Origin of the sequence: Algoriphagus marincola DSM 16067 (assembly GCF_000429405.1) — a bacterium.
GTDB lineage: Bacteria > Bacteroidota > Bacteroidia > Cytophagales > Cyclobacteriaceae > Algoriphagus > Algoriphagus marincola.
Map to the genome: position 1 here is coordinate 279,318 of NZ_AUBU01000006.1, position 11,924 is coordinate 291,241.

General features: G+C 43.0%; 12 protein-coding genes. 5 read left to right on the forward strand and 7 right to left on the reverse strand.

Annotated elements, in window-relative coordinates:
• Positions 1-6: 6 nt before the first annotated feature.
• Both G457_RS0109670 and G457_RS0109675 read right to left on the reverse strand, forming a co-directional pair.
• Positions 7-759 carry a ZIP family metal transporter gene (locus tag G457_RS0109670; protein ID WP_026946300.1) on the reverse strand — a complete coding sequence of 251 codons (753 nt, stop codon included), beginning with the start codon at positions 757-759 and terminating at the stop codon, positions 7-9.
• A gap of 88 nt (positions 760-847) precedes the next feature.
• Complete coding sequence (locus G457_RS0109675; protein WP_026946301.1) at positions 848-1,912, reverse strand: FAD:protein FMN transferase; 1,065 nt, start codon at positions 1,910-1,912, stop codon at positions 848-850.
• 377 nt (positions 1,913-2,289) lie between these two features.
• Here G457_RS0109675 and ruvB point away from each other — a divergent pair, with 377 nt between their 5' ends.
• From ruvB to G457_RS0109700, 4 genes are all read left to right on the forward strand, one after another.
• Positions 2,290-3,321: a Holliday junction branch migration DNA helicase RuvB gene (ruvB, locus tag G457_RS0109685; protein ID WP_026946302.1), complete on the forward strand. Its 1,032-nt coding sequence runs from the start codon at positions 2,290-2,292 to the stop codon at positions 3,319-3,321.
• A gap of 111 nt (positions 3,322-3,432) precedes the next feature.
• Entirely contained in the window at positions 3,433-4,227 is a 795-nt protein-coding gene (locus tag G457_RS0109690) for a hypothetical protein (RefSeq protein ID WP_026946303.1), read from the forward strand.
• Complete coding sequence (locus G457_RS0109695) at positions 4,224-4,640, forward strand: hypothetical protein (RefSeq protein WP_026946304.1); 417 nt, start codon at positions 4,224-4,226, stop codon at positions 4,638-4,640. The genes G457_RS0109690 and G457_RS0109695 overlap by 4 nt, the downstream gene beginning before the upstream one ends.
• Positions 4,641-4,727: 87 nt before the next feature.
• Positions 4,728-4,997 (forward strand): hypothetical protein, encoded by a 270-nt coding sequence (locus tag G457_RS0109700; RefSeq protein ID WP_026946305.1) that lies wholly within the window; start codon positions 4,728-4,730, stop codon positions 4,995-4,997.
• 269 nt (positions 4,998-5,266) lie between these two features.
• Here the strand turns inward: G457_RS0109700 and G457_RS0109710 are convergent, their stop codons facing one another.
• From G457_RS0109710 to zwf, 4 genes are all read right to left on the reverse strand, one after another.
• Positions 5,267-5,566 carry a type II toxin-antitoxin system RelE/ParE family toxin gene (locus G457_RS0109710; protein ID WP_026946306.1) on the reverse strand — a complete coding sequence of 100 codons (300 nt, stop codon included), beginning with the start codon at positions 5,564-5,566 and terminating at the stop codon, positions 5,267-5,269.
• A complete protein-coding gene (locus tag G457_RS0109715) occupies positions 5,559-5,771 on the reverse strand; it encodes a hypothetical protein (RefSeq protein ID WP_035483579.1) in 213 nt (70 codons plus the stop codon). Before G457_RS0109715 ends, G457_RS0109710 begins: the two co-directional genes overlap by 8 nt.
• A gap of 137 nt (positions 5,772-5,908) precedes the next feature.
• Complete coding sequence (pgl, locus tag G457_RS0109720) at positions 5,909-6,619, reverse strand: 6-phosphogluconolactonase (protein WP_026946308.1); 711 nt, start codon at positions 6,617-6,619, stop codon at positions 5,909-5,911.
• Between the two features lie 11 nt (positions 6,620-6,630).
• On the reverse strand, positions 6,631-8,163 hold the full coding sequence (gene zwf / locus G457_RS0109725; RefSeq protein WP_026946309.1) for a glucose-6-phosphate dehydrogenase: 1,533 nt from the start codon (positions 8,161-8,163) through the stop codon (positions 6,631-6,633).
• Positions 8,164-8,350: 187 nt separating this feature from the next.
• On the opposite strand from zwf, the gene gndA reads away from it, so the two are divergent.
• Complete coding sequence (gene gndA, locus G457_RS0109735) at positions 8,351-9,766, forward strand: NADP-dependent phosphogluconate dehydrogenase (protein WP_026946310.1); 1,416 nt, start codon at positions 8,351-8,353, stop codon at positions 9,764-9,766.
• 44 nt (positions 9,767-9,810) lie between these two features.
• Here gndA and G457_RS21320 read toward each other — a convergent pair whose 3' ends face one another.
• Positions 9,811-11,724, reverse strand: coding sequence for a CocE/NonD family hydrolase (locus G457_RS21320; RefSeq protein ID WP_035483580.1), 1,914 nt, complete (start codon positions 11,722-11,724; stop codon positions 9,811-9,813).
• Positions 11,725-11,924 lie beyond the last annotated feature (200 nt).

An 11,924-nucleotide genomic window follows, 5' to 3' on the forward strand; every position in this document is an offset into this window, starting at 1 on the left:
TTAATCTCAAATCAAAAACTCTGAAATAATTGCTAAACCTGCCGCCAGAAAGCTGACCAAGAGTTTATTGAGTTGTAATTTGTGATGAGGGCTACTTTCAAAGAAAATGGTGGTGGATATATGCAAGAATCCTCCTGAGACCAAGCCATAGAGTACTCCAATCCACTCTTTTTCCAAAATTCCTGATTGGAAAATAAGCGAGCTCGAAATCATACCCAGTGGAGATGCTAAGGCAAATATCACCAGTAAAATCAAGGTCCATCGCTTACTTAAGACTTGAGATATTACAGCCGCTAAGGCAAAAGCTGCAGGACCTTTATGCAGGATAATACCCAGTAAAAGCGTATTTTCACTATGCGCATGCCCGATGTGTGTATCCGTTTCGCCCATCAAAGTACCATGAGAAAGAAGTGTGCCTTCCAGAAATGCATGAATAAACAATCCCAGCATCACGGTCAAAACGCCTTTGGACTTTGGGCCATGCGGCAAATGGATATGACCATGCTCGATACCACTCGATAGAAACTCCAGAATCTGCTGTAGGAGAAAGCCAATCAGGATATAAAGCCCCATTTTGGCACTGTCAAAGCCACTGTCAAATAGCTCCGGAATGATATGTAAAATCGTGATCGAGAAAAGATAAGATCCTGCAAATACAAGGAAAAGTTTGAAATATTTATCCTTCCAACTAGGCGCAAAAAACACCAATGAGCCAGCCAGGAGTACTGTGAAAAAAAGAAGAATAAAGTTTAATACCATGTCGGGACAGGGCCAGTTTTATCCGGCCATGTTTGAAAACCATGGCAAAGGTAAGAAAATTCAATAATGTTGCATTTATTTCCTCTTATCAGTTGGTAGGAAAGGATAAGTATGGCTTAAGCCCTTCACTTACATGAAATTGATATTCACCATTTGAGTCACTATAAATCAAAAATACTTTGATCTCCTCAGTCTCTTCATCGAGAGCAATAGCTTTTTCCAGTCCCATGACCATCATAGCTGTAGCGTAGGCATCGGCGGTCATACAATCAGGCCCTACGACAGTAGCCGAAAGTAAATTGTGCCGAACGGGATAGCCTGTCTTTGGATCAATCGTGTGGGATATTTTCACCGAGTCCTGTACGTAGAAGTTTCGATAATTGCCTGATGTAGCCATCGCTTGGTCATCCAATGCAATGATGGAATACAGATCTGATGCGGTGGCTGACTCCTCGGGTCGGTTGATGCCTACTTTCCAGATCTCCCCCCGATCATTGACGCCTTTAGCCACCAATTCTCCTCCGATTTCCACCAAAAAATCACTGATGCCTTTTTCTTCCAAAAAATCGGATACTACATCCACTCCCTGACCCTTGGCTATTGCTGAAAAGTCCAAATAGAGACCGCTGACAGTCTTTCTCACCAGTTGTTCATCAAAGATGACTTTGTCAAAACCTACCAGCTTCAGAAGATCCCGGATTTCTACGGAGTCTTTGAGACTAGGACCATCCGGACCAAAACCCCACACATTGACCAAGGGTCCAACTGTAGGATCAAATGCTCCATCTGTTTTTTGGAAAATATCTTTGGAAGCCTTCAGTACCTGAGGAAAATAAGGCAGGTCAAAAACCAGGCTGTCTTGCTGGTTGAAGCGGCTGATCTCGGAGTCTGGGATATAGGTGGATAAACTTTGGTTGAAAACAAGGAGCAGGGAGTCCACGGAAAACTTCAAATCTCTCCCTTTGGTATCCAAATAGCTGATTTGATAACTGGTTCCCATGGTTTGTCCGGAAATGGAAATCCGACCTTCATAAACCGTTTCCTGTACAGACTCCGATTCTTCTTGGCCACGATTTCTCCAGAGATAAACCGCCAATACCATCAAGAGAAGTACCAGGGAGTAAATGATATTTTTTTGTTGATTGGATCGCATAGTTTATTGATGTGATTGTGGGGTAATCTCAATTACCGAGCTTTACAAATCAGCCTTAAAAGTCCGATGAAAGATGACCGATGTCCGTTGTTTGCATAACCTGAACTTCCATCCGGATTTTCAACCAATTTTCCTCCTAATTGTAAAATCTATCTGTTTTCTTAAGAGATCCAAATTTAGCTCAATTTTCAGCTTGTGGATAAAATCTATCATAAATTAAAAGGTATGAAAGGCTGGTTTGTTCCCAAGTCAATTCTCGAATGAATCTCAATGGCTTCCCGCTACATACTTCCCGCTTCCATCTATAAAACACGAAAATCGCTAAATCAAATAATTAGCGACTTGTAGAATCCCTATATTTGTGTCAAAGCAAAACCATGAGAGAAGATTACCTGAGCGGAGACGAAGAAAGCCTAAGCCCCAAGGATCAAGAATTTGAGCGGGCATTACGTCCTTTGAGTTTTGAGGATTTTACCGGGCAGGCCAAGATTGTGGAGAATCTCAAGGTGTTTGTTTTGGCAGCAAAAAAGCGGAGCGAACCGCTGGATCATGTTCTCTTGCATGGACCTCCTGGATTAGGAAAAACTACCCTCAGTCACATCATTGCCAATGAACTTCAGGCAGGGATTAAAATTACTTCAGGTCCGGTGCTAGACAAGCCATCGGATTTGGCGGGTTTGCTGACCAATCTGGAGGAGGGAGATGTACTTTTTATCGATGAGATCCACCGACTCAATCCCATCGTGGAGGAGTATCTCTACTCGGCCATGGAGGATTTCCGCATCGATATCATGCTGGACTCAGGCCCCAATGCCCGCTCGGTGCAGATTACACTTAGTCCCTTCACCCTGATAGGGGCGACTACCCGTTCGGGGCTACTGACTTCTCCCCTCCGGGCAAGATTTGGGATCAACTCCCGCCTCGAGTACTATGATGCGAAGCTGCTGACGGATATCGTATCCCGGTCAGCGGGAATTTTGGATACTCCCATCGATGAAATAGCTGCCTTTGAAATCGCCCGAAGAAGCCGAGGCACGCCGCGTATTGCCAATATGCTTTTGCGCCGTACCCGGGATTTTGCTGAGGTAAAGGGAGATGGTAGGATCACTTTGGATATTGCTAAGATGGCCTTGGATGCCTTGGATGTGGACGAGCATGGCCTGGACGAGATGGATAACCGCATCCTGCTGACCATCATCGAGAAATTCAAGGGAGGTCCCGTAGGGCTAGGCACGATCGCCACGGCCTGTGGAGAGGAAGCTGAAACTATCGAGGAAGTGTATGAGCCTTTTCTGATTCAGGAGGGCTACATGAAGCGTACTGCCCGGGGAAGAATGGCCACCGAACTCGCCTATCAACACCTAAAAATCAAGCCCAATCCTGGAACAGGAAGTCTTTTTGGGGATTAAAACTGGATTTTAGGATGATGCTATCCTGCTTCTCCGGGAGCCGGACTGCTTAAGTCGGTGAATATGAAATCCTGCTTTCGGAAAGGCAGGATAACTTGAGGTGTTCAGTCTATGGCCTCTGTTTGGATGGTTGAATGTAATGTCGTGGATAGAGGGGGAGCGCCCGGGTCTTCAGGTATCCCTGTGGGTCCACCTCCTGGAGGTGGCACTCCTACTAATCCTCTTCCTCCTACAGGTAATCCCGGAGAAGATGATGAAAGCAATAATTTTTGTAGGGATAATCATTGCATTCCTTTTCCGGAGGAGGAAATTATTAAGGATTCGTCTTTTGTTGGAACGAAGGCAGACCGTGTATACGAAAAATTACTGGATCTGAGTGGAGGATTTAGGAAAGCCATTCAAAAATTCGACGGTGAATTTCCTGTGGCTCATTTGAAGTTCAACGTTGATCCTCTAATGCCAGATACGATTAACGCTACTACGAATAATGCTCAAAAATATATCATCGAAATAAGTATTAATGGAAATACCTTAGAGCAAAGAACTACCCTTGGGCTAGCCAGGACAATGGCCCATGAAATAATTCACGCAGAACTTTTTAGAAAAGTTAGATCAGTAAATAATCAAATTTCTATAAACGACTTTCCCGAGATTTATGACTATTATATAAGATATCTTAAAAATTGGCAACATGAACAAATGGCAGCCCCCTATCGAAATTTAATAGCAGACATTATTCAAGAATTTGACAACGGGAAAAATTCTAGACAATTCTATATGGATCTCGCATGGGAAGGTTTAATTAATACGAGTTCATGGGAAAATCTATCCATACCTGAAAAACAGAGGGTCGTGAATACTATTATAGGTTATAAAAATTCTGGAGATAAATCGTGTAAGTTATGAGTATAATAAAACTGCAAATGCTTATTCTTTGGGTTCTTATGGGGCATATTCAGCGAGAAGCACATCTTTTATTGTTAGAATCTGACCAAGTTTTTCCCTACTCAAAAAAAATGGATGAAGATGGAATAATTCATTTTTTTGTAAAAGCACAGCATTTTGAATCCAAATCTGCTGAACCAGTAAAATTGGAAAAACATGATTTAAGCGATGTAGATTTTATGAATATCGAAGAGTTGCTACACATTGAAGATAGTATAAGGAGAAAACATATCGATAGTGGTAGCAAAGAAGGGTTGACCTATATAATGCCTAAAAATGAGTCATTTGAAAAAATATACATCTATGAGAAAGTTGACTCTGTTTACTTAAGGTATAAGGTAGAATGGATTGAAGAGGAAATAAATCTACCTTAGATAAAAACACTATCCCGAAAAGTGTGTAAATAGATTTAGACCATATTCATTTCTCAGTAAGATAAGTCTAAGAATATTAAAAAATACTTGAACCAAAACATTGCCATAACCTTGGCATTAGCCTTTAATTTGCCATTATTTTCCTTTGCTCAAGAAGTCAAACTGAAAGAGCTTTCTGAGGATTCGAAAGCGAATTACTTTTTTGCCAATATTCAAAGCGGCGAATTTCTGTCTTACCCAGTATTTGAAAGAGCCCTATTCATCAATGCCTTTTTAATTTATGACTCTAAGGCTACACCAACTGATTATTTCGAAGGAACGGATGAGATTTTGTCTAGTATTCTGATCAGTATTTGACCGGATGGAGACTACTATACTGCCAGTAAATTGTACAAGGTGGAGGGATTAGAAAATCCCAAAATTTTGGCAATCCAAGAGGGGGTCTTCCCAGATGTGATTGTAGAAGTCGAGTACGGAAAGAAGGATCATAGAAAGAAAGAAAGGATCAGACTCGGTTTAGATTAGAAACAGGTATTCTTTACTTCTTCAGTTTTTGGAATTGTCTATTTGCCATTAACCTGCTTTCGAAAATGTTGGATGAATTTTGAAATCTTTTAATTGGCTTACTACCTATTACTCCAATTTGGATTCTTAGAAGTATGAAAAACAGCTCGGATAATTAACTTTTTTTCTTGCGATGAAATGGTATAGTGTATTAGGAAAGGAAAGGTTTTGAGAGGGACACAGCGAACATTGTCATATCTAATGGCAAAAAAAGGATTCTTTTCAAGAATGGAAAACTTGTCCTCTACTGCCTCAATAAATTTATCTCCAAGGCCTTTCTGTTGCTTTTCATAATAATCTACTGACTCACTGATATCATTAAGAGCTGCTTTGTCTAAATAAATACTGTAGCAATCATTCATTTGGAGATTTAGGGAAAAATTTTTCTCTTGCCTCTTCCCAAGACAACAACTCTTCTTCTTTAGATTGTTCAATCCTTCTTCGGACGATGGATTTGTGTCTCTCTGGAATATCTTCCAAGTTTGAAATCTCATACCCTAACTCTTCGATAAGATTTAGGAAAAACTCAAACTTATCATCCGGAACCATTAGCTTCACTTCTTTCATTTCCAACAGTTTGTGGTAACACAATAATCGTAAGATACCAATTTTATGAGGATTTGTTATAATCCATTTTTTAATCGATTTCTTTATTCAAGGTTTTCCAAAAGCAAGACATAAAATAAAAATATTCTGAAAGAAGTTTAAAGCAAACTCGCTGCTTCTTGATCCAAAAACCAAATCAGGTTTCCGCTTTCAGGCTTTACCAAACTGGCTGGGTAGGAATCAAAATTCCCTTCTTTTTGGATCACCTCCCGCACCTTTTCTGCTTTGCTTTTTCCAGTCACCAAAAAAGCCACCGTCTCAGCACGGTTAATGATTTCTCCACTCAGTGAGACTCGAATTTGTCCTGATACCGGATGTGCTACAGTCACACAAAGGTCTTTGGCTTCCCACTGATCAATGGAATCCGGAAAAATCGACGCCGTATGTCCATCGTCTCCCATTCCCAAGATCACCAAGTCAAAGCGAGGCATTCCATTTTCTGCAGGCAGTTGCTTTTGCAGTACCTCGGAATAGCGTTTGGCTTCTTGGCTAGGATCATTTTCACCTTGAATTCGATGCACATTCTCTGCAGGCATTTCAATTTTTGAGAGCAGGTGATCCTGAGTCATTTTAAAATTACTCTCCGAATCACTCGGCGGTACACAGCGCTCATCTCCCCAATAGAAATGCACCTTTTTCCAGTCGATTTTATCCCCATATTCAGCCACCAACTCATCAAAAACGATTTTTGGCGTACTGCCACCGGAAAGGGCGATATGAATCTCCGATTTACTATCAATCAGATTGGACAAATAGTCAGAGAAGCTTTTGGCTACAGTTTCTTTATTTTCAAAAATTCGGGTTTCCATGGGTTTTGGGTTTAGCAAAGAATACAAAATCCTGTTTCATCGGTCAGCAAATCTCCGGGATTGCGCCATCCAAAGCTATCTTCGATCAATTCGTCCGAATTGCGAGGTCCCCAAGTTCCCACCGAATAGCCGTAGGTATTCACAGCCGGATTGTTTTCCCAGCACTTCAATATGGGATCTACAAATCGCCATGCAGCCTCCACCTCATCGGCACGGGCGTAGAGCGTAGTATCACCTTGCATGGCATCGAGCAGTAGGCGCTCATAGGCATCCATGACCTGGGCGGACTCTAGGTCGGAATAGTAAAATTCCATATTCGCTTGCTCCACATGAAATCCTAGGCCCGGAACTTTCACTCCGAATTTGATTAAAATCCCCTCATCGGGCTGGATTCGAATGATTAGCTTGTTGTCCTTGCGGTAAGCGTCTTGGCTCATGAAGACTTCATGGTGAGGAGTCTTGAAGTGAATGACCGCCTCGGTGACCTTGGTGGGCATGGCCTTTCCGGTACGAACATAGAAAGGAACGCCTTTCCATCGCCAGTTATCCACAAAAAACTTGATTGCCGCGTAGGTTTCGGTGGTGGACTCGGGATTTACCCCTTCTTCTTCCCGGTAACCTTTGACCGTTTTTCCATCAATTTCGGTTTTCACATACTGACCTCTCAGTGTGTTTTTGACGATTTCCTCCTCCGATTTCATAATTCGGAGGGATTTGAGGGCTTTGACTTTTTCATCCCGAATCTCCTCCGCATCGGAGGAAATGGGTGGCTCCATCACCAGCAGAGAGACAATTTGCAATAGGTGACTCTGAAACATATCCCGAAGTGCTCCCGATTTATCGTAATAGCCTCCCCTTTTTTCCACTCCTACCGTTTCGGCATTGGTTATTTCCACATGGTGAATGTAGCGTCGATTCCAGAGCGGCTCGAATATGGAATTGGAAAATCGGGTCACGAGCAGGTTTTGCACTGTCTCTTTTCCCAAGTAATGATCGATTCGATAAACCTGCTTTTCATCGAAATAGTGATGCAGCGCATCGTTTAGGGTTTTGGCTGACTCGAGATCATAGCCGAAAGGCTTTTCCACGATCAAGCGTCTAAAACCATCTTTTTCCTTGCTGAGTCCTGCCTCGGACAGGTTTTTGGCGATTACCTCATAGAGATTCGGAGGCGTCGAAAGGTAAAAAATGTAATTCCCAGAGGTGCCGTGCTGTTCATTCAGAGAAGCTATCCGATTGGCCAGTAAGTCATAGCTGTGGTCATAGTCACTTCCCAAGTCTTGGTAGTGGAATTGTTCAGCAAAGGCCTGCATGGTTTGAGGGTCTTCTTTGCTGTTTTCTTTTTGAAGAAAAGGGCTTTCCAAAATGGCTTTGGTCCGAAACTCCTCGTCGGTCATATTGCTCCTGCTTACTCCTAGGACACAGAAATTTTTGGATAAATGACCGCCTTTAAAAAGGTTGTATATGGCCGGAATGAGCTTCCTTGAAGTGAGATCCCCAGATGCGCCAAAAATGATTAGCATCTGGTTGGGTGTTTTTTTCATAGGGAGGAGCTTTGTTGCAAAAGGGGAAATATCAGAAGTCGTGATTCAGTTTTTTTCTCAAAATCCCAAATAAGCTGATCAGATCGGTTAATTTTGAAATCTGACACAAAAATAAGTGAATTGGTGAGAAAGAGCGAGCTTGAGTGCAGATTGATAGGATTAATTGAATTTTAGAATAGCGCAAAACATGCAAGAAACGCAATATGATTTTGGTTTGATCGGTCTCGGGGTAATGGGGCGGAATTTTATTTTGAATGTAAAGGACAATGGCTTTTCAGCTTTCGGCTATGATCTGGATGCTGAAAAAGTAGAGGCTCTCCGGCAAGAAGGCGGTGATCATTCCCGTGTCGATGCGACCCAAGATCTTTCTACTTTTTGTCAATCACTTAAGCGTCCCCGCAAAATCATGTTGCTCGTGCCGGCAGGGAAAATTGTGGATCAAGTCATTGAAGACTTACTTCCGCACCTTGATCAGGGCGATATCATCATTGACGGTGGGAATTCGTTCTTTTCGGATACAGATCGGCGGGATGCATATTTGAGCGAAAAGGGCATTCATTTCTTTGGTTCTGGGGTTTCCGGCGGTGCCAAAGGTGCTAGAAAAGGACCTAGTATCATGCCGGGCGGGAATAAGGAAGCTTACGAACATGTGCGCCCGATCTTTGAAGCGGTGGCAGCCAAGTATCATGGTGAACCTTGCGTGGCCTACTTGGGTCCCAAGTCAGCTGGTAACTATGTCAAAATGGTTCACAATGGCATCGAATACGCCATGATGCAGTTGACTTCAGAGATCTACGACTTGCTGCATCGTGGAGCAGGTTTGAATAATGATGAGTTGCACGAGGTTTTTGATACTTGGAATAAAGGTCGTTTACAGTCCTTTTTGGTAGAAATTACTGCAGAGATTTTCCTTCAGGAGGATGATTTGGGTTCAGGCCGCTTGGTGGATATGATTTTGGATAAAGCCAAGCAGAAAGGGACCGGCAAGTGGACCTCCCAAAATGCTATGGATCTAGGAATTCCAGTTCCTACGATCGATATGGCTGTGAGTATGCGGGAGATATCGGCTTTGAAATCTTTGCGTGTCGATGCCGATTCACTTTACGATCGTCCTAAGCTTCCTGCTTTGTCAAAAGAAGAGTTAATTGAGCAGGCAGAACAGGCTTTTTATTTCTCCTTTATCATCTCCTATGCGCAAGGTTTGCATCAGCTTGCAGAGGCTTCCAAGGAATATGGCTACGAGTTGGATCTTTCTCAGATTGCCAAAATCTGGCGTGCCGGATGTATTATACGTGCGGGATTATTGGCAGATATTGCAGAGGCCTTCGGCCAAAATCCAAAACTTGAAAATCTTTTGCTTTATCCAAGTTTTGTGGATAAGGTGAATGCAGCACTTCCTGCAGTTCGAAGAGTGGCTAGTCAAGCCCTGGAAAGGGGAATAGCCATGCCTGGCTTGTTGACTTCGATCAGTTATTTCGATGCCCTGACCACAGGCAGACTTCCACTCAATTTGATTCAGGCGCAGCGCGATCACTTTGGTTCGCATACCTATGAGCGGATCGATCGAGAAGGTATTTTTCATACAGAATGGGGGAAGAATTAATCCTCCCCCATTTTTTTAAAATTACTGAAGCGATTCGTAGCTTTTTACTTTTTGGGCTCCAACTGGGTTCCCAAGGTTTGATTACCACCTATCTCAATTACTGATGAGCCATATACCCGGATCGTTGACTTTATAAAGTCTTCTTCCGATGCCTCATAGATGTTGTCCACATATTTCTGTGGGTTGCGATCGATGTAGGGGAACCAAGTGCTGTGGATTTGGATCATGATTCGGTGTCCTTTTTTGAAGGTGTGAAGCATATCCTGAAGTCGGAAATCCACATCGGTTGGCTTGTTTGGTTCGAATGGCTCGGGATTCTCGAAACTATTTCGGAATCGACCCCGCATCACTTCTGATCTTACGAGCTGCTGATAGCCACCCATGATTACATTCTTGGGATTATGATCATAATTCGGATGATCCTGAGGATAGACATCGATGAGTTTTACGATGAAGTCAGCATCAGTTCCAGTCATGGATACCTTCAATCGGGCCATGATTTCACCTGCAAGGGTCACATCCTCAGCCAATACCTCTGTCTCAAAAGTAAGCACATCGGGTCTGCGTCCTGCTTCCCGCTGATCATCACTCATAAAAAGTCTTGGTGTAAAAACTAGACTCTCTGTATTGGAAGTGTATTGAACGGGCTTGTCAGGATCACTGATGTATTCAAATACAGCCTCTTTATCCAAAGGTTTGTTGACCGATAATTGGCCCCTTTCCCCAAAATAAAGTTTGGCTGGTTCGATTTCTTTTGGTGGCCAAGCGTCAAATTCTCTCCATTCCTTTTTGCCGGTATCGTACATGAGAGCTTCAGGGAGTTTCGGATTGTCGCCTCCTTTTAGGTGATGGTTAAAAAACCTGCGCTCCACTTCTTTTTGATAGAAAGTATTGATGCTATCGCCGAAATAAATATGGCCGTGCGTGGTCTGACCAGTTTCAGGGCGAGACCATTGTCCGTGAGCCCAGGGACCCATGACGAGCATGTTTTCAGCCGAAGGACTCGTCCTTTCGATGGTTTTATAAATATTCAAAGGCCCATAAAGGTCTTCTGCATCAAACCATCCACCCACAGTCATGACAGCATGATCGATATCATTCAAATGAGGTAGAATGGCTCTTTTTTGCCAAAATTCATCATAGTTGGGATGCTCGGTGATTTCCTGCCAAAAGAAATTATCGTAATGGTATTTCTCCGTGATATTTTTCAAAGGTCCCAAGCGGAGATTGAAATCATAGCCATCACTGATCGGCTGACTCATAAACCGGGCAAGTTTGTCCATATACCATGGAGAGCTCGTGGGACCATCATGCTGGTATCCAAAAACCGGCATGGCAGCGGTATAGCTTTGAAGAAAAGCGCCATTGTGATGGAAGTCATCAAAGAAAAAGTCTGCAATCGGAGCTTGGGGTGAAGAAGCTTTTAAGGCCGGGTGGGCATCGGGTAGCCCTGCTGCTGTGTAAAATCCTGGATAAGAAATTCCCCATTGACCGACTCTTCCATTATGCCCAGCAATGTTTTCCAATAGCCATTCTATCGTATCAAAAGTGTCGGATGATTCATCCACCGCCATCTTGTTATTGACGTCATTTCCCGGAATGTTGGGCGTCATATTCGTAAATTCTCCTTCAGACATCCATCGGCCCCGAACATCCTGGTAGACAAAAATATACCCATCTCGCATCAGGTAGCTACTTGGGCCTAGGCTAGTCTTGTAATTACTTTCTCCGTAAGGGGCCACGCTGTAGCATGTACGTTGCATCAAAAAGGGATAGATCTTCGATTTATCCTTTGGGATGTAAATGGAAGTAAACAGTTTGACGCCATCACGCATCGGAATCTGAACCTCCATTTTATCATAGTTTTCTTTGATATAGGTGGAGTCAGCCACTTGCGCAAACAAACTCCCTGTGACTAGCAGGAAGAAAAGAAGGAAAGTAGATAAGGTTTGTTTCATGTGTTTATAATTTGTTTTTAAGCGGTCACATGGAATCTTGCAATTATAGTTATACCCCGGTGTGAAGGGTACGTCATGCTCGATTTCATGTGTTTATAATTTGTTTTTAAGCGGTCACATAGCTTGTCCCGAACTTGATTCGGGAGAATCCCTGTCTGTTTAGGCAGGCCTACCTGCGGAATGCAGGCTCGTTTTTATAC